The sequence below is a fragment of the Paenibacillus sp. cl141a genome, from assembly GCF_900109305.1.
GTDB classification, from domain to species: domain Bacteria; phylum Bacillota; class Bacilli; order Paenibacillales; family Paenibacillaceae; genus Paenibacillus_AQ; species Paenibacillus_AQ lautus_A.
Genome location: NZ_FNZO01000007.1, coordinates 181,253 through 205,242, shown reverse-complemented (window position 1 = coordinate 205,242; position 23,990 = coordinate 181,253). Strand labels below are relative to the sequence as shown.

The 23,990-nt window shown below is 49.5% G+C and carries 18 protein-coding genes; 13 read left to right on the top strand and 5 right to left on the bottom strand.

The genetic code is table 11. The annotated features are described in order from the left end of the window. Positions 1-232: 232 nt before the first annotated feature. The gene (locus BMX45_RS19985; RefSeq protein WP_090911198.1) at positions 233-1,426 is read right to left on the bottom strand and encodes a cytochrome P450 family protein; all 1,194 of its coding nucleotides are present in this window, start codon (positions 1,424-1,426) and stop codon (positions 233-235) included. Between the two features lie 385 nt (positions 1,427-1,811). Between BMX45_RS19985 and BMX45_RS19980 the strand changes: the two genes are divergently transcribed. From BMX45_RS19980 to BMX45_RS31400, 13 genes are all read left to right on the top strand, one after another. Then, on the top strand, positions 1,812-4,127 hold the full coding sequence (locus tag BMX45_RS19980) for a helix-turn-helix domain-containing protein (RefSeq protein ID WP_090911197.1): 2,316 nt from the start codon (positions 1,812-1,814) through the stop codon (positions 4,125-4,127). A gap of 213 nt (positions 4,128-4,340) precedes the next feature. Further along, positions 4,341-5,198: an ABC transporter permease gene (locus BMX45_RS19975; protein ID WP_254778146.1), complete on the top strand. Its 858-nt coding sequence runs from the start codon at positions 4,341-4,343 to the stop codon at positions 5,196-5,198. 16 nt (positions 5,199-5,214) lie between these two features. Further along, positions 5,215-6,111, top strand: a complete 897-nt coding sequence (locus tag BMX45_RS19970; RefSeq protein ID WP_009590217.1) for a carbohydrate ABC transporter permease — start codon at positions 5,215-5,217, stop codon at positions 6,109-6,111. A gap of 31 nt (positions 6,112-6,142) precedes the next feature. Beyond that, positions 6,143-7,813 carry an ABC transporter substrate-binding protein gene (locus BMX45_RS19965; RefSeq protein ID WP_090911195.1) on the top strand — a complete coding sequence of 557 codons (1,671 nt, stop codon included), beginning with the start codon at positions 6,143-6,145 and terminating at the stop codon, positions 7,811-7,813. A 15-nt stretch (positions 7,814-7,828) separates the two neighbouring features. Beyond that, the gene (locus BMX45_RS19960; protein WP_090911194.1) at positions 7,829-8,701 is read left to right on the top strand and encodes a sugar phosphate isomerase/epimerase family protein; all 873 of its coding nucleotides are present in this window, start codon (positions 7,829-7,831) and stop codon (positions 8,699-8,701) included. 269 nt (positions 8,702-8,970) lie between these two features. Then, positions 8,971-9,600: a hypothetical protein gene (locus BMX45_RS19955; RefSeq protein ID WP_090911193.1), complete on the top strand. Its 630-nt coding sequence runs from the start codon at positions 8,971-8,973 to the stop codon at positions 9,598-9,600. Between the two features lie 67 nt (positions 9,601-9,667). Continuing rightward, positions 9,668-12,739: an ATP-binding protein gene (locus BMX45_RS19950; protein WP_254778145.1), complete on the top strand. Its 3,072-nt coding sequence runs from the start codon at positions 9,668-9,670 to the stop codon at positions 12,737-12,739. A 6-nt stretch (positions 12,740-12,745) separates the two neighbouring features. Beyond that, positions 12,746-13,396, top strand: a complete 651-nt coding sequence (locus BMX45_RS19945; protein ID WP_090911192.1) for a response regulator transcription factor — start codon at positions 12,746-12,748, stop codon at positions 13,394-13,396. A gap of 334 nt (positions 13,397-13,730) precedes the next feature. Continuing rightward, positions 13,731-14,213, top strand: coding sequence for an RrF2 family transcriptional regulator (locus BMX45_RS19940; RefSeq protein WP_090911191.1), 483 nt, complete (start codon positions 13,731-13,733; stop codon positions 14,211-14,213). A 26-nt stretch (positions 14,214-14,239) separates the two neighbouring features. After that, complete coding sequence (locus BMX45_RS19935; protein ID WP_090911190.1) at positions 14,240-15,232, top strand: LLM class flavin-dependent oxidoreductase; 993 nt, start codon at positions 14,240-14,242, stop codon at positions 15,230-15,232. 132 nt (positions 15,233-15,364) lie between these two features. Further along, complete coding sequence (locus BMX45_RS19930) at positions 15,365-16,102, top strand: DUF4184 family protein (protein ID WP_090911189.1); 738 nt, start codon at positions 15,365-15,367, stop codon at positions 16,100-16,102. A gap of 45 nt (positions 16,103-16,147) precedes the next feature. Continuing rightward, positions 16,148-17,002, top strand: a complete 855-nt coding sequence (locus BMX45_RS19925; RefSeq protein WP_090911188.1) for a protein phosphatase 2C domain-containing protein — start codon at positions 16,148-16,150, stop codon at positions 17,000-17,002. Between the two features lie 190 nt (positions 17,003-17,192). After that, the gene (locus tag BMX45_RS31400) at positions 17,193-17,363 is read left to right on the top strand and encodes a hypothetical protein (protein WP_175495168.1); all 171 of its coding nucleotides are present in this window, start codon (positions 17,193-17,195) and stop codon (positions 17,361-17,363) included. A gap of 149 nt (positions 17,364-17,512) precedes the next feature. Here the strand turns inward: BMX45_RS31400 and BMX45_RS19920 are convergent, their stop codons facing one another. The 4 genes from BMX45_RS19920 to BMX45_RS19905 form a co-directional block, all read right to left on the bottom strand. After that, positions 17,513-18,712, bottom strand: a complete 1,200-nt coding sequence (locus tag BMX45_RS19920) for a Ger(x)C family spore germination protein (protein WP_090911187.1) — start codon at positions 18,710-18,712, stop codon at positions 17,513-17,515. A gap of 1 nt (position 18,713) precedes the next feature. Further along, positions 18,714-20,243 carry a spore germination protein gene (locus tag BMX45_RS19915; RefSeq protein WP_090911186.1) on the bottom strand — a complete coding sequence of 510 codons (1,530 nt, stop codon included), beginning with the start codon at positions 20,241-20,243 and terminating at the stop codon, positions 18,714-18,716. A gap of 3 nt (positions 20,244-20,246) precedes the next feature. Further along, entirely contained in the window at positions 20,247-21,332 is a 1,086-nt protein-coding gene (locus tag BMX45_RS19910) for a GerAB/ArcD/ProY family transporter (protein ID WP_090911185.1), read from the bottom strand. 599 nt (positions 21,333-21,931) lie between these two features. After that, positions 21,932-23,989: a GxGYxYP domain-containing protein gene (locus tag BMX45_RS19905; RefSeq protein WP_090911184.1), complete on the bottom strand. Its 2,058-nt coding sequence runs from the start codon at positions 23,987-23,989 to the stop codon at positions 21,932-21,934. Position 23,990: the final 1 nt, after the last annotated feature.

Below are 23,990 nucleotides of genomic sequence, written 5' to 3'. Positions count from 1 at the left end.
TGATACTTTCTAATTTTACCCATTATTACCATATCAATAACTTAAACACCGGGTGGATAAAACGAGTGATATATATTAATCGCTTCGGTAAAGGACTAAAGCTCGTTGTTCATCAGTTAACTAGTTTACATAATATTATATATGTTAACTTAATTGAACATATCCACAAACAAAAGGCGAACTACTTCTAGGGTTCGCCTTTTTACTAGGTGTACATATATTCTGCTGTTTTTTAAGAACGAAGTGAAATGGGGATCTCCTTCACGCCGCGCACGATCATACCCGGCCTCCATTCCAGCTCGTCGATATTGCATTGAAGCTCAAAATCGGGAAAACGGCGAAGAAGCGTGTTAATTGCGATTTCACCTTCCAGCCTGGCGAGCGGTGCTCCGAGGCAAAGGTGTATTCCTTTGCCGAAGGCTAAGTGCTGGCTCTTCTCCCGGGTGATATCGAACAGATCAGGATTCTCGAATTGTGCGGAATCGCGATTAGCGGAATTAAGGGCGATGACAACCAAGTCGCCTTTCTTCATACGAGCGCCGTGAAATTCCAAGTCCTCCGCTGCCCATCGGGAAGTGCTGAATTCTACGGGACCGTTGTAGCGAAGCATTTCCTCAATGGCGCCATGAATCCGTTCCGGTTGTTCCTGCAGAAGCTTCCGCTGCTCCGGATGCTCCAATAATGCAAGCACGCCATTGCCGATCAGGTTCACCGTCGTTTCATGACCGGCTATGATCATCAGGGTAACGACGCCGTATAACTCCTGTTCGGATAAGCGGTCACCTTGGTTCTCGGCAATAACCAGCTGACTGATCATATCATCGCCGGGCTGTTCACGAATCTTGGCGAACCAATCCTTCAAATAAGCGATGAATTCGTTCATATGCTGGACAACCTGCTCGTTCATTTGCTGATTGGAAGCGCCGATGATGGAATTGGACCATACCCGGAACTTGTCCTGATCCTCGGCAGGTACGCCGAGAATCTCGCTGATTACTATTATGGGAAGCTTAAAGGCATATTCGTCAATAAGATTCATGGTGTCTTTGGAGGAGACGGCATCCAACAGGTTATCCGCGATCTCTTGAATATGGCTGCGCATATCCGCGATTCTCTGCGGCGTGAAACCCTTCTGGACCAATCCGCGAAGCCGTTTGTGATCCGGCGGATCGGAGAACAGCATATTCGTGCTGAATACGCTGGTCTGTTCCACGCCCATTGCCTTCGTGACGTCCTTGCTGAACCGGCCATCCTTGAGCGCTTCGACGGCTTCAGCGTAACTGCTGATCAGCCACCCGTGACGACCATCCGGAAATTGCAGATTCATAATGGGATCGCTTTGCCTCAATTTCTCGTACACCGGATAAGGGTTATGGGTAAATTCCTTAGTAAACAACGCATTTTTCAGAGATTCGTTCACATTCATCGGTATGGTCTCCTCTCGAAAATGATAATATCTTATCCAGTATAAGGGATAGTGATGAGGATAACCAATTTACGGTTGAATTTACGACAGTCTCCAGTTCCATTCAATCCATTCATCGTTCCGGTGGAGCCGTGCATGTTGCCCATGAACAGATCATGCATACCTGCAGCAGCGGGATGCCCTTACCCTTGCGAATATGCCGGATAAGGATATGCCGAAGCTAGGTAACGGGGTTAAACCGAAGGGTCGAATGGGCTCTGCATCGGCGGTTCTTTTTGCGTTTACGGACGCTTAATAAGGGGGGAATCAGTGCCTTTCGGTCTACTGACTATGCGCATCCATCTTTGATATATTGGATCATATCTGAAGGGAAGAAAGGGGGAAGATGCCGGTGAAATCCGTTTCGGGAGAAAAGGCAGGGCTGTTGTTTCGATTTTTTATACCGTATGCCGTCATTCTGGTAGGCTCCCTATTGGTTGGATGGTTTGCTTATGGGAAAACCTCGGAGCTGATTGAAAACGAGACGGTAAAGAGCACCTCTGCGGCACTGCAACAAATTCAGGAAGCGCTGGATCAGCGATTTGCCGAAATCGAGAACATTGCACGGCAGATGTCGAGCGAATCCAAGATCCAATCCTTTCAATTCGAGAAAGAACCATTTGCCAGCACAGGCCCATACCGGCTGTGGGATTTGGAAAAGAGCTTGTTTAACTACAAACTGGTTAATCATTTCATCGTGGATTATTTCGTCGCGTACAAGAACAGCAGCATGGTCATCTCTCCCCGCAAGGTGTATACGGCAGACCAGTATTATCGTTTGCTGCTGCGTTATGAAGGCCAATCGTCAAGCGAATGGAGGGAAGCATTGTTCGGGCAGTATCATTATAAAACGTATACGCCGGGACATTCGGTTGTTTATGAAGGCAAACCATACTCCGTCGTGAGTTATATGCAATCCTTCGGGAACAAAAGCAGCAGCGGGGTCGTTACGGTCCTGATTAACAATAGGCAGATCCAGGACATGCTCCGCAAGGTCGATCCGGAACAAGAGGGCTTTGCCTATATAGCGGATGCTAACGGAAACCTAATCAGCTCTATCGGCCTGAAAGAACAGGATTATATGAAAGCGTTTCCCATGAGAAGTGTCGATAACCATATCCAATGGGATGAACAGGAGATGCTTGTGACGCAATCCACATCTGACTACAACGGATGGAGCTATGTATCGGCCCAACCTAAATCTGTGGTGCTCCAAAAGGTATATTATATCAAGCAGCTGACGTTAACCATCTTCGTTACAGCTCTGCTGTTGGGGTTAGGCGTAGCCGGTTATTTGGCATATCGAAGCAGCAGGCCGCTCCTCAAAATCCTTCAGCTGCTGCCTTCAACCCGATCGGAAGCAGCTCATGCTGCTTCGCGTAACGCCGTTGATTATATCGGCCATTCCGTTTCCGAGCTGGTTGAAAGCCATGATTCGCTGAAGGAGCGGTTGGAAGAGCAGATTCCGATGCTGCGAAACGTTTTGGTTGACCGTCTTCTGAAAGGGAGCTTCATGTCGATGCAGGAGCTGGAGGCTGCCATGGAACACGCGCAGGTCCAGCTCCGGGGATCTTACCATGCGGTTGCGCTTCTTCATATTCGAGGATACCATGAGCCATTCATGGAAGAAATGCTGATGGAGCTCGATATTGTGAAAATCAACATCCGCGACCGGATTCAATCATTATGCGGAGAAGGGGCGCTGCTGCATGACTTTGGTGAAAATCAATTGGTTCTGGTCTTGTCGGGAACGGCAGCGGACAAAGAGGAATTCACGATACAAATGCGTGGAAATCTACAGTCGATTTATGAGCATCTGATTGGAATTTCCGGCACGGGCCTGTACATGGCCGTAGGCGAGTTCCGGTCCAATATTGCCGAGCTGTATCGTTCCTACGGGGAGGCCAAGTTCGTCCTGCATCATGCGGGATGGAGCGAGAAGTCTCCTATCTTCTATCATGCCGAGATGGAAATGCCGGCCTTTGCCTATTATTACCCGGCAGACGAAGAAATGCGGTTAATCCAGCTTGTGAAGGCCGGCAATCTGGATGAGACAAGGCAGCTTTTTCGTCAGATCAAAGAGAAGAACAAGTCGGATCGGCAAATGCCGATGGCCGTCGAGAAGCTCCTTGTCCAGGAGCTTAGCGGTACTCTGATGAAGTGCAACGAACAGACAGGGAATGATGGTAGCTACAGAACGGAGGAAACGGATGCCGTCATCCGAGCGTTAAATCCCGTGTTATCCCCTGCTGAAGCCATGAATATTCTCTATGCCGCTTTCGTTCGCCTATGTCAGAAGAACGAGGAGAGGAAGAAGAGCCATAATGCTCATTTAACGAACCGGCTGCTGAGCTATATCGAGAAGCACTATGGGGAGAGCGATCTGAGTTTATCCGCGCTCGCCCGGGAAACCCATACGTCCGAAGCTTATGTATCGTACTTCTTCAAGGAGCAGACGGGCTTGAATTTCTCGGAGTATCTTGAGAAGCTCCGAATGGATGAGGCAAAGCGGGAGTTGGCGACGAGCGACAAGCCGATCAGCGACATCGCTGCAGCTTGCGGCTATTTGTCGCTCAACACCTTCAGCCGGGCGTTTAAACGCGTAAACGGGATAAGCGCCACCGAGTACAGACGCCTTCACCGGGCCGGAGATGATGCTTAATCTAAAGAAATGCGTAATACCGGATTGAAGAATAACAGCCCATTCTAAAATTCTGAATAGTTGACCGGAAATATGTAGATTTACGCGGAACAAGCCGGCTGTATATACTCCAATCACGGACCGGATCGGGACGAATCCCATTGAAGATTGGAGTGGTAACTGCTGAGTGGCTGGAAGAGTATCATCCGCAGCTGGCAATTGTACGCGCTTTTTTTGCTCCCGTTATTGTACATCATCATCTTCAAGTATGTGCCGATGTACGGCGCGCAGATTGCGTTTAAAGAGTTCAACGTCACAAAAGGAATCAATGGCAGTCCATGGGTTGGATTTGCCCAGTTCGAACGTTTCTTCCAATCGCATGAATTTTGGCGATTGCTTAAGAATACGTTCTCGATCAGCTTATACACGCTGATAGCCAGTTTCCCGTTTCCCATTCTGCTCGCGCTCGGATTGAATTATGTAAGAAACCGGCGTTTCAAGAACACCGTCCAGATGGTTACATACGCGCCTTATTTCATCTCTCTGGTCGTATTGGTGGGCCTGATGCTGCAGTTTATGGACCCGAGAACGGGACTCATCAATACGATGCTCGGCTGGATCGGCGCTGGTCCGTATCATTTCATGGCCGAGGCCTCCTGGTTTCAGTCGATCTACGTGTGGTCCCATATTTGGCAGAACGTCGGGTTTTCCTGCATCATCTTTTTGGCAACGCTTTCAGGGATTGATCCGGCACTCCATGAAGCAGCCGTCATCGACGGCGCTTCGAAGATGCAGCGAATGCGCCATATTGACCTGCCGGGCATTATGCCCATCGCCATCATACTGCTCATTCTGAATACGGGGCAAATGCTGGAGACCGGCTTCGAGAAAATCCTGTTAATGCAGAATGCGCTGAACTTGCGATCTTCCGAGGTCATCGACACGTATGTGTACAAGGTTGGACTGGTATCCCAAGCGATGAATTTCTCTTATGCCACGGCGATTGGCTTGTTTAAAGCGATCATCGGCTTCGCGCTGCTGCTGATCGTGAATCAGACGGCCAAAAAGCTGAAGCAGGAAAGTCTATGGTAAGGAAAGGAGGACATGTATGCAATCACCTGCCATGAAGGAATCCGGCTCGGACCGCGTTTTTACGGTGGTGAACTATGTCATTTTATCCGTTTTCTTGATCGTTGTGTTATATCCGTTGATTTATGTAGTCAGTGCTTCTTTCAGCTCCAGCAGCGCGGTTTTATCGGGAAAGGTATGGCTGTGGCCCGTCGAACCGACGCTCGAGGGGTACCGTGCGGTGTTCAAAAACACGATGGTTGCCAAAGGCTTCATGAACACGCTGTTCTATACGCTGGCAGGCACCTCGATTAATCTCATTCTGTCCGTCATGGCGGCTTACCCGCTGTCACGCAAAGATTTTCGGGGCCGCGGCCTGTTCATGCTGCTGTTCGTGTTCACGATGCTGTTTAATGGGGGACTGATCCCGACTTACCTGCTGGTGAAGGATCTCGGCATGATTGACACGGTATGGTCGATGCTCATTCCCGGCGCTCTGTCGGTGTGGAACGTCATCATCATGCGGACCTACTTCCAGACGACAATCCCTACGGAATTGCTGGAGGCTTCGCAGCTGGACGGCTGTACGGATTTCCGGTTCCTGTGGCGCATCGTGCTGCCGCTTTCGGGTCCCATCCTGGCCGTCATCGCTTTATTCTATGCCGTCGGCCACTGGAACCAATATTTCAACGCCATGATCTATTTAAAAAGCGCGGATTTGTACCCGCTGCAGCTGGTGCTCCGCGACATTCTGGTGCAGAACGAGGTCAATATCGAAATGCTCGGCGACGCCAAAACCGCGGCGGCCCGGCAAGGTCTGCGGGAGCTGCTGAAATATTCGCTGATCGTGGTGACATCGGTTCCGCTGCTGATCGTTTACCCGTTCCTGCAGAAGTTTTTTGTCAAAGGGGTCATGATCGGTTCGTTAAAAGGATAGTACATCCATCATTTCAGGAGGGCGGGACGTTATGAGAAAAAGAACACGGGTTATTATGGGTGCTATCACCGTATTCAGTATCCTTCTTGCAAGCTGTACCGGGTCACAGGGCCCGAAAGGCGCGGATGAAGCACAAAATACGGGTACCGAGGCAATTGTATTATCCGAACCGGGAACCTATCCGCTGGTTCAAGAGAAAACCACTTTGAAGGTGATGGTGCGGGGAAATCCGCTGGTTGAGAATTTCGAAACGAACGGTTTCACCAAATGGTACGAAGAAAAAACGAATGTGCACATCGAGTGGGAGGTCGTTCCGGAGCAGAGCATGCAGGAGAAGCTGAATCTCGTTCTTGCCAGCGAGGACTATCCCGATCTCATCCTGGGATTGAACATATCCCCGGCGCAGCAGATGATTTACGGCTCGCAGGGCGCCTTTCTCCCGTTGAATGATTTGATCGAGAAGCAGGGGCCGAACACCAAGAAATTATTCCAGGATAATCCCGAGATCCAATCCACGATTACCGCGCTGGACGGCAATATCTATGCGCTTCCGGAAGTGAATGAATGCTACCACTGCTCCATGAGCCAGAAGATGTGGATTTATGAGCCTTGGCTGAAGAAACTCAATCTGAAGATGCCGGAAACCACCGATGAGCTGTACGAGGTGCTGAAGGCCTTCAAAGAACAGGACCCGAACGGAAACGGAATCCAGGATGAAATTCCGCTATCGATCTCACCGAAATCCTGGAGCTCCTCCATCGATGCGTTCCTGTTGAACTCTTTCATTTATAATCCGGTTTACGGCTCAAGTTACAAGCATATATTCATTAGAGACGACAAGCTTGACGTCGCCTTCAACAAACCGGAGTGGCGGGAAGGGTTGCGGTATATGAACAAGCTGTATGCCGAGGGATTACTCGCTCCAGAGTCGTTCACGCAGGATGACAATCAGCTGATCCAGATCGGGGAGAATCCCGATACGGTCATTCTGGGTGCTTCAACCGGCGGCCATCAGGGGATATTTACGCAACTCCTCGGCGAAAGCGGCAGATGGTTGGAATATAAGACGGTGCCGCCGCTCAAAGGTCCTAACGGCGTTCGCTATGCGGCTCTCGATTCCACCGGATTAAACCCGGGTGCATTCGTCATCACGAAAAAGGCCAAGCATCCTGAGCTAGCCCTGCGCTGGGCAGATGGCCTGTACGAGCGGGAGCATACGCTGCGCAGCGTCTATGGCCGTCCGGACCAGGAATGGAGGGAAGCGAAGGACGGCGAGGTCGGCATCAACGGGGAGCCAGCGGTCTGGTCGGAGCTAAAATCATACGGTACGGTGCAAAATATTGCCTGGATACAAACCGGCCCGAGTTTGCGGACAAATGAATTCCGCCTGAGCGCCGTTGCCAAAGGAGACGACGATCTGGAAGTCGTATTGTACAACGAGACGAAGAATAAATACGAACCTTACAAACCAACCGATGTCAGCACCGTTCCGCCGTTGTTTTTGACAAACGAGCAGGCGTCCGAGGTAGCGGATCTGTCCAAAACGATCAACGATTACGTGGATGAAATGATGGCACGCTTCGTGATTGGCGATGCCGATCTGGATAAAGACTGGGACAGCTACGTGAAGCAGCTGGAGGCCATGAATGTAGCCCGCTACCTGGTAATCTATCAGGAAGCTTACGATGGAAGAAGCAAATAAAGGAGGAATCATGCAATGAGGGTTGGTGTGAGCACCTACAGCTTGCTGCCGGCTATCCGTGCAGGCGAGATGACGGTGCTGGATGTGGTGGATTGGATCGCGGAGAACGGCGGACAGCATATGGAGATCGTGCCCTATGGATTTACGCTGGAGGACAATCCCGGACTTGCCGATGCGGTGCGTGAACGGGCGGCCGAAGCCGGCATCGCACTATCCAACTATTCCATGCCCGCTAATTTCGTTCAGGAGAACAGGGACGACTTCGATGCGGAGGTCGAACGGATCAAGCGCCACGTGGATACGGTCAACCGGCTGGGAATGAAGCATATGCGGCATGACGTAACGGCGTTTACGCTGCCGCCGGAGAAGATGGGCATCGATTACGTGGAAACCCATTTGGACATGATCGTGGAAGGCTGCCGTCAAATCGCGGATTACGCGGCCCGGTCCGGCATCACGACCACAATCGAAAACCATGGCGTGAGCGTGCAGGCAAGCGACCGGGTGCAGCGCGTGCTGCAGGCAGTCGACCGTCCGAACTTCAAGACGACCTTGGATATCGGCAACTTTCTATGTGTTGACGAGCAGCCGCTGGTCGGCGTGAAACGCAACTTGCCGCTGGCCTCGCTCGTCCACGTGAAAGACTTCTATTATCGTCCGTTTGATCAGGATCCGGGCGGGGGGAAGTGGTTCAGAACCTCCCATGGCAATTACCTACGAGGCGCTATCTTCGGGCAGGGGGATCTGGATGTGCGGCGAATCCTTCGACTCATTAAAGAATCCGGTTATGACGGGGATATAACGCTGGAATTCGAGGGCATGGAGGATTGCAGGGAAGGAACCCAATTGGGTTTGGACAATCTGAAGCGGTTATGGGAGGAAGCGTGACAGGAGAAGCGCCAGAATATGTAATCGAAAACCATTAAAATACACAGGCCTGCCTTGTAGCAAATCCGGGCAGGCCTGTTTGCGTAAACCGACAACCGAAAGCAGATCTGTACGAACCGATAATCACCTATATCTACTAAAAATGGATTCGAGAAGGGACAAAGACGATGCCATAGCCCAATTTCAGTGATTGACAATTTATGGGTTCCGTTTAGTATTAAACTGAAGGACAAAATTCATGGTGAATTTCACCAGCCTAGGGGGATAATATGAACCAAAATACCGTTCCTTATAATGAGATTGAACCTAAGCTTCAGACCGGAGATATTCTACTCGCTCATGGGGTAGCCAAGGGAAGTCTTCGAATTGAAGCGCTGGAACATTGTCCGTGGTCACATGTTGCGATGGTCGTGCGCGCTCCGAACGATGAAGTGCTGTTATGGGAATCCACATCGCTCGATAATCTGGAGGATACGTGGTTACATATCAAGAAATCAGGTCCTCAGCTCGTGAAATTACGCGATCGATTGTCAACCGATGTCAGCAACCATTACGATACGATGTTTGCGATCCGTCATCTGCATGCAGATCGAACACCCGAAATGTACGAGCTGCTGGATCATTTTATCGAGCAAGTGCATGATGCCGTGTTCCCGGATAAAAAACAGATGTATTGGGAGATCATCGAGGGCAAGTTCGGCATCACTACTTCGTTCCGCGACTTCTTCTGCAGCAAACTTGTAGCGGAAACCTATATCCAACTAAAGCTGTTGTCCCCCGCTAAAGCACCCAACAGTTACGAACCCAAAGATTTTACATCCAAGCGACATCTTCGTCTGCTGGGGAATGCCCGGTTAGGCGATGAAATTTATATCGATGTTGCGTCCATTCTCGCATGAGATGGCGTAAACACGCGGCTGCCCTGTTTTTTTTTACCTATTCCTATCTTTAGCCGGCCATTCGGATATGGCAACTGCGAAGTCGTCCTTGAGCGTACAGAACGGTGAGCTTCAGCTGGAAGGATGGGATTTCGGCACTGACGGGTCCATTGCGCTGAACGGAAAGTGGGCATTTTATTGGAACCAACTGCTGGATCCGGACGATCTGAAACAGGGGACCTTTCCTGCCGTAAGTGCGTACGTCGATATGCCCGAGTATTGGACGAATTATTCAGTGAACGGCAGAAAGCTTCCAGCCGACGGATATGCAACGTATCGTTTGACGATTAGCGGGCTTGATTCTGAAGAGCCGATTGCACTCAAGCTGCGCAACATCTATTCGTCATACGCCCTATGGGTCAACGATACCCTGGCGGCATCGGCCGGTATACCAGCATCTACGCACGAGGCATCCATTCCGAAGTATGGTCCGTCTGTAGTCGTACCCGTTGAGCCGGACTCGGACGGACGATTGACGCTTCTGGTTCAGGTCGCCAATTTTACGTATCCCAAGGGCGGGATTAATAATGCCTTTGAGCTTGGAGACGCCAAGCAACTGCAACAGGAGAAGTCGGTAGAGCTTGTAAGAGACAGTCTCGTCATCGGTTCATTGCTGGTGATCGCTGTGTATCATGTTCTCTTGTACGTGCTCAGGCGCAACGACGTTACTCCGTTGTATTTCGGATTGTTCTGTATGTGCATGGCTGTTCGAACGATGCTGGTGGGTTCGAGATTTATACTGGAAATATTCCCAGCGTTCTCATGGGAATGGTTTGCAAGAGTATCGTATTTAACGATTTACGTCGGCGAATTATTTTTGATCTCATATATATATTACTTGTTTCCTCAATTTCTATCCCGCAAGATATGGCGTTTGACGCAGTTTTTCACGATATTCTTAACGTTACTGGTGCTTACAACAGATATTCGGGTGTATGATCATTCCCTGATCCCATTTCAGATCTATTCCATCGGGCTTGTCCTCTATGCCGTCTATGCATCCATTCAGGTAGCAAGGCAACGACAAGAAGGAGCTGTCCTCCTCATACTCGGATTTACCCTGATTTTCCTGACGGCGGTCAATGATACCTTAAACCGTAATGGAGTCTTAACAACGCCGGCGTTGCTGCAGTTCGGTGTGCTCGGGTTTGTATTTTTGCAGGCATTATTGCTGTCCATGAAATTCTCCCGGGCATTTTCCCAAGTGGAGCGATTGTCGGAGCGTTTGTTGACATTAGACAAGCTGAAGGATGAATTTTTGGCAAAAACATCGCATGAGCTGCGTACTCCGCTCCATGGCATTATCGGTCTGGCCGATGCATTGATCGACGGAAGCTCCGGCAAACTGCCATCGCCCGTCATCGATCTTTTGCGGCTCATGAAGGTCAGTGGCCAGAGGCTTGCCCATTTGGTCAACGATATATTGGATTTCTCAAAGCTCAAGCACCAGGAAATCGGTTTGGTCATCGTGACGGTTGACTTGCGTCTGGCCGTCGAGCTGACCCTTCAAGTGCTCAACCCATTAGCCGAGAAGAAAGGGCTTCGACTATCCCATCAATTGCCGGACGATATGTACGTGAGGGCAGACGAGAATCGGTTGCAGCAAATCTTGCATAATTTAATTGGAAATGCGATCGCTTACACGGAAACCGGGACGGTTACCGTCACGGCAAAGAGGCTGCAAGGACAAGTTTCGATTCAGATAACCGATAGCGGAATCGGCATCGCAGAAGCTGATCTGGACCGTATTTTTGAATCATTCGAACAAATTAATCCTCTGGATCGATCTCAACAAGGCGGTACGGGGATCGGACTCTCGATTACTAAGAAGCTAGTTGAACTGCATGACGGAAGGATTGGAGTAACCTCCGTTCTTGGTGAAGGCTCGACGTTCAGCTTTACGCTCCCCATGGCTGGCGAAGGAAAGCCGAAGAGCCCTCCTTCGCCTGTCGCAGATTACATTCCGACGGAGTCATTCCAACATTGGGAGATTGTTGAACCTGAGGGGGAGCCAGACTTCAATAAACAACTGCCTTCAGTGCTCATCGTGGATGACGATCCGATTAACGTCCAGGTACTCTTGCAGTTCCTGGCAGGAAAGTATTCACTCAGATCGACTTGCAGCGGGCAAGAGGCCCTGGAATGGATCAAGAATGGATACAAACCGGACATTGCGCTTTTGGATGTCATGATGCCGTACGTATCCGGTCTCCAGTTAGGAGAAGAAATACGCAGGCAATACAATTCTGGGGAATTGCCTGTCATCTTCCTCAGCGCCAAAAGTCAAATGACGGATCTGATTGCCGGTTTCGAACACGGCGGTAATGATTATCTTGCGAAACCCGTCGACAAGCAGGAGCTGTTGGCACGCCTTGAACTGCATCTCCAACTGGCACGCTGGAATGCAACGCTGGAACGCGAAGTGGAGGCGAGGACCATTGAGCTTGAGCATTCTTTGGAAGAACGGGCCAGAGCGTTGTCGGAAATATCCGTGCTCGCCGAGCGGAACCGAATTGCCGGCGATATTCACGATCACGTAGGACATATTCTAACAGCCAGCGTCGTTCAGTTAGAGCTCGGTCTGAAAATGTCTTCCCAAAACGCACCGGAATCGACGGAGAAATTGAAGCACGCGTCCGATCTGCTCCGCAAAGGGCTTCATGAAATGCGGAAATCCGTGCATATGCTTGCTGAGGAAGCGGCTGCTTCAACAACGTTCCGGGATTCCTTGCTGCAAATCATCAACGACTCCGAGCAATATGCGGAAGTCAACGTGGAGCACACAATTGAAGTCTCCGATGGCAGTCTCGAGCCGGAGGCCGAGAAGCTGATCCGCCATGCCTTGCAGGAGGGGATCACGAACGGTATTCGTCACGGGCAATGCACATTCTTCCGGTTTGAGTTGATCGAGACTGAAGACGCTATCCAGTTTACGCTCGAAAATAACGGGCTGCCCTTTACGTCCGAACGGCTTGGATTCGGATTGACCATGATGCGGCAAACGACCCGGCGAAGGGGCGGCACCTTCCAGGTCAGCACGAAGGATGGAGCAGGCTGTGTGTTATTACTCACCATGCCCCGCTCCGCGCTTAAGGAGTGATCAGAAATGTCAAGCATAAGCATACTCATTGCAGAGGATCAAACCATTGTCCGTGAAGGCCTTGAGACCATTATCAATATGGAGCCCGAAATGGAAGTCGTTGCTACGACGGACAATGGGCAGACCGCTTGCGAGCTGGTGGAGCAGCTGCGTCCACAGCTTGTGTTAATGGACATCGAAATGCCTGTTATGAACGGAATTGCGGCAACGCATCAGATTAAGCAGTCCAATCCGGAAACGATCGTGCTGATCCTCACGACGTTCACCGAAGAGGATTTCATTATAGAGGCACTGGCCAAAGGAGCATCCGGATATTTGCTTAAAGACTTTACGTCCCATAAAATCATCGCCTCGATCCGCGAGGCGATTCGTGGCGAGCTTATGCTCCCTTCCAAGGTGGCTGCAAAGTTGGCGGCCCGGTTAAGAACGACCGGAGTTCCACAGATTCCAGTGCAGAACTATAATCTGACCCCCAGGGAATTGCAAATTGCAAAGCTGATGACGGAATATAAGAACAACCGCGAAATCGCCGATATGTTATATATCACGGAAGGTACGGTTCGCAACTACATTAGCGTCATCTATGAGAAAATCGGCATGAATGACCGGACCAAGGCTATTCCGCTGCTCAGGCAGGCACTTAGGGATCCGGATTGATTAAGACAAGAACACCGCTTTCAATGAGAGCGGTGTTTTTTTGTCATGCGTTTCTATGAGTATAGGGTTTGGCAGTCTATCGAAACAGTTACTTCTGTCATATAAAAGCCTTACACCTGTCATGCTTTAGTCATGATGAAGTCATATCCAAACGTGGCTGAACTAGGTCATGCCATCAGCTCGATCCCGTCCAGCATTTTATATGAGATGAACGCTACCGTTTGGTTTTACATTTGAATCCGGTTGATATATGATATAACGTGGATATTGAATATCCGCTTTAAATATGAATAGCATTTTAAACCAAATCCATACGTAAAACGAGGTGCTGTTTATGCATATGAAAACCGGCGTGGAACAGTCCGTATATGCCCTGGTTCTGCTCAACATGCTGCCGGACAGGGCGGTGCTGCCCGGGGAAGCGATTAGCCAGCAGCTGGGAACTTCCGTGACCTATTTTCAGAAATTGTTGAGAAAGCTGGTAACCGCTGATCTGATCACGTCTGTTCCCGGCATCAAGGGCGGTTTCAGATTAAAAAAGAAACCTGAGGAGATCCGTGTATACGACGTTTACCTCGCGGTGGAAGGACAACAGTCCCTATACTCGTCCCACGGAATTCTCGTGGACATGCTCGACTTGCAAAAAGAAGAAAGCTGCTGCTTGCTGTCCGATTTGATGGAAGAAGCCGAGTCTTCCTGGAAAGCTGTATTAAAGCGAGAGACTATCGCTTCGTTGTCGGAGGAAATGCGCGGTGAACGCTTTAAGGACAAGGTTAGCGCCTTGGAGGAATGGATCGGCAGCAAAATGGTCATCTAATCGAATCGAAGAAGGGAAGATATCATATGAGATTAAGCGTACTGGATCAAGCTCCCGTCACCAGCGGCAACACGGCGGAAAGTGCATTGATGAAAGCCGAAGAACTGGCTGTTCTGGCCGATGGATTGGGATACAGCAGAATGTGGATGGCCGAGCATCATGGAGGACATACGTTTGCCAGCTCCGCACCAGAAGTGACGGCCGCCAGGCTTGCGGCAAAAACCGAGCGGATACGCATCGGCACCGGCGGCGTCATGATGATGCATTATTCTCCGCTGAAGCTCGCGGAAGTATTTAAGACGTTAAGCGCATTTACGCCCGGAAGGATTGATTTTGGCGTAGGGCGAGCGCCAGGCGGCGATACGAGTGCCATGTACGCTCTGTCCGAAGGGCGGCAGCTGATGCTTCATAACATGTATGACAAGCTCTCCGTCACCATGCAGCTTCTTCGCGATCAGGTGCCGGAAGATGAACTGTATGCCACGAATGCCGCCGCACCTACGGGAGTCGCCTTGCCTGAAGTGTGGCTGCTCGGCTCCAGCGGCAACAGTGCGCTGCAAGCGGCACAGATGGGGGTCGGTTACTCCTTCGCACAGTTCTTTAACGGAGCGATGAGCATAGACATATTGGACCATTACCGTGATAACTTCCAACCATCTCCGTTCATGGAGAAGCCTGAAATCAACGTATCCTATATGGTGACAACAGCGGAAACAAAGGAAGAAGCGGAGTATGAGGCGCTGCCTCAGGATATTTTCCGGCTGATGATGAGCAAGGGCCGAATTACGCAGCTGATGACACCCGAAGAGGCTCAGAATGTATCTTTAACTGAAATTGACCGGATGGCTATCCAGGAAGGGCGCAAAATTCATCTGGTGGGAGCGGCAAAAGATATCGCAGCCCGCTTGCAGGAAGAGCAAGCGCACTACGGATTCCAGGAAGCGATGATATGCAGCATTCCGCATTCGCAGGAAAAGCGGCTGGAAGTGTATCGCCTGCTCGCACGTGAACTGCTGTAAATCTTGGTTTTTGTGGGGCAGGCGGAAGCCTGTCCTTTTTGAATTGCCGAAAATATCGTAACCCTTCAAAGCGTGTTGATGCTAGAATAGTAAAAAATCGTTTATACATAAAATCAGCAGTTAGGAGAGATTATGCCTTTTACATTCGCGCACCCCGTCATCACGATGCCGTGGTGGAAGAAGAAGTCGTTACCCGTGTCCGCACTCATTATCGGGTGCATGGCGCCGGATTTTGAGTATTTCATCCGCTTTCGGGCGGCTGGCGTATGGGGGCATGAGGGTCCGGGTATTCTCTTATTCAATCTCCCGTTGATATTGCTGCTGTACGTTGTGTTTGAGAAGGTCATACGTCCGGTTCTGCACGTTTATTTACCTTCATGGTTCCCGTACCGCTGGCAGCGGGACGGGAAACTACCCGTCTCTACAATAGGGTGGCTGGCCGTAATCCTCTTAGGACTAGCAGGCGTTGGCACGCATCTGCTATGGGATCAGTTCACGCACACGGGAGCATGGATCGTCAATCAGATTCCCCTCCTTACGGAAATGCTGCATATCGGTACCGTACAAATTCCGGTGTACAAGTTAGGCCAACACGGCAGCACCCTATTAGGCTTGATCCTGACTGCATGGTGGGTTCACCGTCATTTGTACGTAGCGCCCACGAAAAGAGCGCATGCGCATTCGGTTATAACCTTTTGGCGCGTATTCGTTACGGTCTATATCCTTGTAATGTTCATGGCCATGTTGACGGTTGTAGAAGGGAGGGGACCGCTCTATGTATTGCAGCTTGTCGTCCCGGCCATTAGCAGCTTTCTGCTCGCAATGCTCGTAACTTGTCTGCTATTTTGGAATACGGCCAGGCGAAAATAACGAATCCAGCAATAAAACAGAATTCATTGTGTAGGAGGGGCTTTTATGGTAACCATTGAGCAGTACACCCTGAAGGGGATCCATTTCTTAAATGAAGATGCACTCATAATTCATGAGCAGGCCGGATTGTACGGCGTGTTAGACGGGATATCCTCCGTAGTTCCCTACCTCAGCGATAAGAAGGAAACGGGAGGGTATGTTGCTGCCCAAGCGGTGAAGAACTTTTTTGAATCACTGGATCAAGTGGAACAGCTTGCGGAGCATGCTGCGGCAGCAAACGATAAGTTAAGAGAACTCATGCAGCAAGCCCATGTCGACATGGAGAAAAAAGACGGGCTCTGGGGAACGGCTCTTGCTCTCGTACGAATTCAGGAGGAACGCGTGGAATTCCTGCAGACCGGTGACTGCATGATCCTTGCCGTGTACCAGGACGGGGAGGTCCGGCCGTTAACCTGGAGACAAGTCGCTCATTTGGAAACTCCAGCCATCGCGAAATGGGAGGAGGGCGTGAATCAGGGACTGACCCGTCAGCAAGAACTCCACGGGACGGTAATTGATATCATTAGGGAAAACCGCTTTAAGAGCAACGTAAATGGAGGCTACGGCGTCTTGAACGGGGATCCCCGTGCCGTTGATTTTCTTGAATACGGAAAAATCAATAGATCCCGAATCGCCCATCTGATTCTATTAACGGATGGGTTATTCTGGCCTGTGAACGATGTGCCGAGTGATCGATCCTATTGGGACTACATCGCGAAGCGTATACTCTTATACGGCCTTGAGCAGTATACGCAAGAATTACAGGATATCGAAGAGGCTGACCCGGAATGTTTAACCCACGCAAGATTCAAAAAATCCGACGACAAGACGGGCTTGGTGCTTCATTTTAACGACCTATAGTTGTTCATGAGCACGCTCTTGCATTATGATAAAAAGATTCTCCCGGTATTTCATTTCGTAGCACCATCAATCCCCGGGTTTGTCGTTTCACCTTTTATCCATACGATTTATTAAGCGTGCTTTGCCTAACAACATTTTCATGTCCGAATCATATTTTATTGTAACGGCATGAAAGCGGGAGGTATGCAATATGGGCCGAGGAGTGCAAAGTAAACGAAGACAGCAAGGGAGATCAAACAAAGCTACGGTTAAACAATTGGCGTTCATCGCAGCCATTTTGGTATTAATCGCCTCAGCCATAGGCCTCTACGTTGCTTATGATGACTTGTTTGAGGATGAAGGTGTGGAAATTGTCGTGTAGCCAAGCGCGTACGATCAACGTAACAAACAACATTTATTTCATCTTCATTATATATGACATAAGAATACTACCTGCTTCAAAGCAAAGGCAGCCGTTCTTGACACCAAGAGCCGGCTGCCTTTATTATGGGTTCATTTAACGGCAGATCGTCAGGATCCCGCCTCTTTTTTGGTTCTCGGCGCAGCGGGTCCATCTTGATGGGGGAGCAGCTTCATGCCGGCATGATCCAGATGGACTTCGACATGTACCGTTTCCAAAGAACCCGCATCCAGCGGTTGGACTGACGTCTGGTGGATTTTTTTCCAACGTCGGGTGTCTTTCTTAAACAAAACATGCTCCAAGCTGTACAGATCTGTCTTTAAAGCAATTCCATTCTTAAACGTAGATATAATCTCCTCCCGTACTTCCGCGGCCGCCTGGTTTTCCATTTCGGTTTTGTTCATGTCGTCGAGCGCTTCTACCACGTTACCTTCTAACTTCACGTTGATGCGGAATTGGGGCATTCCGTTGACAATGCTCAATTCCTTGCGAACTTTAGGATTCGACAAAACGACGTTCCCAGCGTATTCCCCGCTCTTATTTGTAATCATGACGTGAGAGCGTTTCGTATCGGGTTCCATCCAGCGTAGACCGGTGAGCTTGTCGTTAGGAAAGAAACCTTTCGATACCACTTCGGATATAGCGAATACTCCGTTAATCATCAGCTTCGGATTTTCTTTTTGATTCAGGCTCCAAGTCCCTTTATCGATCGAAAGATTAGGAAGCAGTACCGTACTGGCCGGTTCGGTGATCAGCGCCATAAAATCAAAATATCGAATCGGTACGATATAGGATCTCTGTTTATACTCTTCGGAAGGCTCATGAGCTATCGTATTTAACGGAGAGAGATTGAAGAAAGCAGGAACATTAAACAATTGCTCGATAGACTCGTTTGTTCCATATACCCACGGCGTCATACGAATTTCCTGATAACGACCGATCGTATCCAATTTGGTTAGAACCTTCGATTTCAAGACGGTATCACTGATGAGAATACATGAGATATGGCTCCAGCTTGTGCGTAACTGCGCTGAATCATAGATGGCATTGACCGCCATGTCAAACGTCTTGCCTCTGGTTTTGGAAGTCCACACTTGTGGCGGCTTTTCCGCTTTTCCCGTTTCACTTTTGGCGACCGCCGTAAAATCCATCATTTGGGTGTATACGACAAAATCACCGTCCTCTTGATCGATGCCGATGGCGGTGATGTAATTCATGTCTTGTACCTCCTTGATGTCCCAGCAGCCCGTTAACATATTGAGCATTACCGTTAACCATATTAATTTTATGATAAGGGTACAGTTTCTCATCTCACGTTGGTTCCCTTTCTTCAGAAGTGTTATCCATATTCTGCAGCATTTCCGGTCGGTTTTTGTTGAAAGCCCACGGTTTTTTCAAGAGGGCATTCATCAAATCCTTGAATGTCAGCGGCGATAGAGGAGCAAGGTACGGAAGTCCGAAGGATTCCAATACGGAGAGGTATGCAATGAGACTGAATAAACCAATAAAAAATCCCAGCATGCCAAGCAAGGAAGACCAAATCAGCACATACAGCCGAATAATGCTGACCGTTCCGCTCAGTGTCTGGTTTACCAAAGTAAACGTCGCGACTGCCGTCGTTGCAGATACGACCAGCATGGCGGGCGACGTTAAGCCAGCGCGTATGGCAGCATCCCCGATAATGAGGCCGCCTAAGACCGCGATGGTTTGACCGACAGCTTTCGGCAGCCTGATGCCTGCCTCCCTGAATAATTCGAACATGCCCAGCATCAATAACATTTCCATTGGCGCCGACAGCGGAATCCCGAAACGGGAGACCGTGACGGTCGCAAGTAGCAGAAAGGGAAGCTGATCCATGTTGTAGCATATCAAGGCAATCCAAAATCCCGGGAGCATAATGGCGAGTACGAGGCCAAGGAGCCTGAGAAGACGCTCAAAGATGACGAAATGATAAGGAAAAAAGGAGTCTTCCGGCGTTTTTAACAACTCCAGCAAGTTGCAAGGCGCAATCAACGCCATCGGCGACCCGTCCACAAGGATGACAAATCGTCCTTTAAGCAAACATTCCACGACAAAATCCGGCCTCCCAATGTAGTCCATGAGCGGAAACAGGGAGAGGGTCGAATCGGAAAGTGCCTCCTCCAGCTGACCGCTGGTTACTAGCGCATCGACATGGATGCCTTTTAAGCGCGACTTTGCCTCGTTGATGACTTCCGGGCGTATGATATCGGAAATATACAGAAGGGCTACTCTGGTCTGGCTGCGATCGCCAATCATCATTTGCTCATTGTGGAGCGTGGCCGTTCGCAATCTTTTTCGTACGAGTGCCACATTCATCAACAGATCTTCCGTAAATGCATCTCGAGCCCCTTTGATGGAGACCTCCGTATTGGACTCTTCTGGTTGTCTATTGGGAAGCGAGGCAATATCGATGGAATAAAAGCATTTCTCTCTTGAAAAAAAAAGGATCATTCGTCCCGCAAACAGAAGCTTAACGACATCGGCAGGCTGCTTCAATTTGCTCCATTCCATCGATTTATCCAATTCTCTGGCTAAAGGCTCCCAATCCGTGAAGTGTTCCAGTTTTTCTTCCAGATCCGGCAGCACATATTGGGTCATCACCATGGCATCAATCATTCCTTCGCTATACAGCAGCACTACGGGGATAGCATCTTCATGCTTTCCCGGGAAAGATTTGATGATCACATCCGCGGAGTTGGCAAACATGGATCGCAGTGCTTCCTCATCCAATGCGTCGGATGCAGGTAGCCTGTCCACTGCGACCGAGGATGGTTTCTTTTTTCGGCGGAACATGCTATTTCGATTTCTGTAGTTTGACATCTTCTATCCCCCTTTGGTATTGGCTCGAAATGTGACAGCAATGGCAATCAACAGCGTCAGCGCAGAAAGGAAGACCAGGTAGGATGGCGAATATTTGCCCAGCACGAATAACTCGATTTGCCGATCGATAACCGGGATCATCGAGATGATGGATGTGGCTACACCCACCCCTAACAAGTACCACAAGCGTCGTTTGGGTTTTTTAAAAGGAATACCGTCCGCCATGATAAACAGGAACAGCGAAATACGGATTAATGTCCCCGATATCCATTGGTACAAAGCCAGAAAATCGACATGGGTTATATATTTCGTAATGGTGACCAGCATCCACTGCTCGTATGCGGGATAGCGTGATTCCATCGCGGGAACTGGCCCGAATGCGGCGATAGCTCCCATAAGCGGTCCCAGGGTGAGTCCTCCCAGCAATATCGACAATATGACGATCGAGAGGTATTTCATCTTTCGTTTCATGTGATGCTGAAGATAGATCAGCACAATCATCTCCATGAATCCACCGCCGGCCACGAGCATGCTCTTGAGCATAGGCGTGTAACCATCCACGAATAGGGGGGTCAACAATGAATAGTCCTTATATTGAAGATTCGACACGGCTACAAAATGGCCCAATATCCACACAATAGGAAGCAGGATTCCGGATATGATGGCGATCGAGCGAATACCGTTGTTCGCCACATAAACACACAGCAGCATAATGGTGAGCGAGATGACGGTTTTGGGCGTTGACGGCAGGTAGGTGACCCGAATCCATGTCGTTGTTTCTCTTATGATCACCATGGTCATCCAGAAAAAATAGAGCGTTGTTAAGCTAACGAAGATCCAGCCAATCACGGGGCCGAAGCTGTCTTTGAACCATGCGAAGATGGATTGTTGACGGGTCCGCTTCATAATGAAAAACAAGATGTACACCCAGCCAATATGCAGGATCATAGTTAGCAGCGTGCCCATCCATGCGTCCCGGCCCGCTTTCTGCAGAAGAAGCGGGATCAGAACAACGTGATTGGTAATGCCCAAGGAAAGCAGCATGATGAAGTAAACGTCGATAAGGGATATTTTTTTCGTGGTGGCCATAATACTAATCTCCATATGCGGGAATACAAGCTAATTCGATACAGTGAGTATTTACCATTTGGCGTTTTTTATGTATGGAGCGAGAAAGCACGCAGCCGTAATATGGCTGCGAATCGTATGGAGGAGAGGATCTTATCGCCATGTGATTGTCGACTGCACAGTGGGGAAGAGAATCGGACATCAGATCGGCTGTCGAAACGATGTGGTTTTTGCGATTACCCAAGAAATAATTTAACCTCTTTTCCAGACTCCGAGCAGGCAAGGAATCGTTATTCCTTTTTAAGTGGTGAAGAGATGAAATAGTGCGGGGAGAGACGGAGTATAAACGAAGTCAGTACAATATTATTGGAGGCAGAACTCAGATTTCAGTAAGATGAAAGACAAATGAAATCATTAGTTAACAACATTAATAAATTAATTTATGACATTAATTATATTTAATTAATGATATTAACTACATATAGTTAATGCTATGAATTATAGCAACAGATCCGGCACTAAGACGTGGGGAGAACCATTAATGAAACAGGCAGCGCAGACCCGATTAGATTTGGCCTGACGCTGCCTTAATAAATGTGCAGCCGCTTAACCAGACATCATCATTTCTTGCTTGCCGGCAAGCCGTAGCTTTCGCGGATCAAGGAGAAATAGTGATCGGCGCGTACAACTTTGAAGTCTGTTCCAAGCTGTTCGGTTAGAGCCAGCGCATCCGACGGAGTCATGCTCCAGGCAAGCATGCCGAGGGAAACGAAGAGCGGTGACTTGCCGTCCCAATTCGCTTTGGCCTCATTCAGGACCTGCAATCCGTCCTGCACGGTGCTGATCCCGCGGATCGTTGAAACGGGCAGGCTGTCGCCAACGATTTCAACCCCGTATCTGTCTTCATAGCTAATAAATAAACCGGGTACGTTATATTCCTCCTCATATGCTTTGGCTTTAAACGGAGATAACGGCACATTCTCGCTATCGACACGATTCAGAACATAAGGAATCGTCATTCCCGTCTTTTTCAGGTATTTCTCGGTTGCCCGCAAGAACTGCTTGAAGCTTGCATCCGGCCAAGGGCTTGGGTAAAAATATCCGGCACCGGAAGGTCCGGCAATCAGCAGATCGTTCTCAGTAGCCGAGTTGATATAGTAATTCAACATCGCTGGAGCACCTTCATAAAGCAGTGGACTGGAGGTCCAGTTGATCGGGACTTTGCCTCGAGCCGGGTCATCCCACATGACGCGCATGCGATGCTGGTTGTATTGGAAGTTGTCGCCTTCCGTAAAAGTATACGTTACGTAAATCTTATTCTCCAGGGCCGGCTGCGGAGGGGTTTTCGCCAGCTTGAAGTTCGGCTTGGTTCCCGAGAAGACGGTCAGATTGCTGAACCAGTCGGCCGCCAGCACATAAACGCCATAACGGGAAGCGATCTCGACCGAACTGAACTCGCCTTCCACATCGTTGCTGAACCAGCCGAGGTACGGGGTGCCCGGCTTCACACCGGACAGAATTTTTTCGAACAGCGCTTTTTGCTCAGGCACATTGGAATCCAGCCAGAATACCATCGCTTTGTTGGCTACCGCGTAATCTCTTAAATAACCATAGGGTTCCTGCTGCTCAGCAGATAGCGGACGGATATTTCCCGCAGAAACCTTATACTGGTTCCACATATCCACTTCGGCGGTCAGGTTCTTGGTTCCGGCAGGAGGGGTGAATTCGTACACAAAATAACTGCCGTTATCGGCGAAGCGGTGACCGCCCTGTCCTTCACTGAACTTGGAATTTTGCCGATCATATAGATAGGCCTCTTCTTCCGGTGTACCTGCGATGAAACTCGCGATCACGTTGCCGTCAGCCTTGACCGTTACTTCGTGCACGGCAGGGCCCCAGCCGTCCTGGGTGAATGCATCGTCAAACCGAAGGTATACCTCTGATTTTCCCAAGAGGGAGGATACATCAAGCTGGTAAGTATCACGATTGCTTGCATCGCGAATCTGCTCCTTTTCCTCTGCAATCGTTACAAAGGATTCCGGCAGGCCTGAAGGAATTCGGATCGCCGTATCCGGATCCAGACCGATTAACATTTGATGATTCGTCTGCTTCCACAAATTCTCGTATTGCCAGGTGTAAGCTTCGAGCCGGTTATCGAATTTGCCGCGCAAATCATCCAGCGTCTTCAAGTTATAAGGGGCTTTGGACAATTGGGCGGCCAGCTCCGGACTGGCAACGACCGCCTTCTTCAGTCCTGCGAGGGTGGTGGCGACATTAATCGTGTCGGGAACTTCCGGATCATATACAATCATGCCTTTGGCTTCGCCGCGATAAGCAGCGAATACGTCCCAATAGTCTTCATGAAGCGTATAAGGCACGTTTATATCTTCGAGCCAGGTCATTTTCCCTTCTTCCTGGGACTCGATCAAATAGATTCGGGGCTGTTCCCGGTTAACGATTCCCTGCAAGGTTCCTAACAGCAATTTAATGTCACCTGGCGCATCATAAATATCTGCGGCATCCAAATGCTTCGGCTTCTTGAAACTTGGCAGTTCGCGGTTATTGGAACCGTCAGGCTTGGCTGACCGTACATCCGTATCCGAAGCATAAGCTGCGCCGCCGCTTAATGAAAAAGCACAAAGGATGGCTAAACAGAGAATCGTCAATCTACGAGCCATG

Bases quoted from the DNA above. Each gene is read 5' to 3' on its own strand.
- BMX45_RS19925 (WP_090911188.1), top strand. From the start codon at position 16,148: ATGGTAACCATTGAGCAGTACACCCTGAAGGGGATCCATTTCTTAAAT.
- BMX45_RS19935 (WP_090911190.1), top strand. From the start codon at position 14,240: ATGAGATTAAGCGTACTGGATCAAGCTCCCGTCACCAGCGGCAACACG.
- BMX45_RS19960 (WP_090911194.1), top strand. From the start codon at position 7,829: ATGAGGGTTGGTGTGAGCACCTACAGCTTGCTGCCGGCTATCCGTGCA.
- BMX45_RS19940 (WP_090911191.1), top strand. From the start codon at position 13,731: ATGCATATGAAAACCGGCGTGGAACAGTCCGTATATGCCCTGGTTCTG.
- BMX45_RS19955 (WP_090911193.1), top strand. From the start codon at position 8,971: ATGAACCAAAATACCGTTCCTTATAATGAGATTGAACCTAAGCTTCAG.
- BMX45_RS19980 (WP_090911197.1), top strand. From the start codon at position 1,812: ATGCCGGTGAAATCCGTTTCGGGAGAAAAGGCAGGGCTGTTGTTTCGA.
- BMX45_RS19910 (WP_090911185.1), bottom strand. From the start codon at position 21,332: ATGGCCACCACGAAAAAAATATCCCTTATCGACGTTTACTTCATCATG.
- BMX45_RS19970 (WP_009590217.1), top strand. From the start codon at position 5,215: ATGCAATCACCTGCCATGAAGGAATCCGGCTCGGACCGCGTTTTTACG.
- BMX45_RS19920 (WP_090911187.1), bottom strand. From the start codon at position 18,712: ATGAGAAACTGTACCCTTATCATAAAATTAATATGGTTAACGGTAATG.
- BMX45_RS19965 (WP_090911195.1), top strand. From the start codon at position 6,143: ATGAGAAAAAGAACACGGGTTATTATGGGTGCTATCACCGTATTCAGT.
- BMX45_RS31400 (WP_175495168.1), top strand. From the start codon at position 17,193: ATGGGCCGAGGAGTGCAAAGTAAACGAAGACAGCAAGGGAGATCAAAC.
- BMX45_RS19985 (WP_090911198.1), bottom strand. From the start codon at position 1,426: ATGAATGTGAACGAATCTCTGAAAAATGCGTTGTTTACTAAGGAATTT.
- BMX45_RS19945 (WP_090911192.1), top strand. From the start codon at position 12,746: ATGTCAAGCATAAGCATACTCATTGCAGAGGATCAAACCATTGTCCGT.
- BMX45_RS19915 (WP_090911186.1), bottom strand. From the start codon at position 20,243: ATGTCAAACTACAGAAATCGAAATAGCATGTTCCGCCGAAAAAAGAAA.
- BMX45_RS19905 (WP_090911184.1), bottom strand. From the start codon at position 23,989: ATGGCTCGTAGATTGACGATTCTCTGTTTAGCCATCCTTTGTGCTTTT.
- BMX45_RS19930 (WP_090911189.1), top strand. From the start codon at position 15,365: ATGCCTTTTACATTCGCGCACCCCGTCATCACGATGCCGTGGTGGAAG.
- BMX45_RS19950 (WP_254778145.1), top strand. From the start codon at position 9,668: ATGGCAACTGCGAAGTCGTCCTTGAGCGTACAGAACGGTGAGCTTCAG.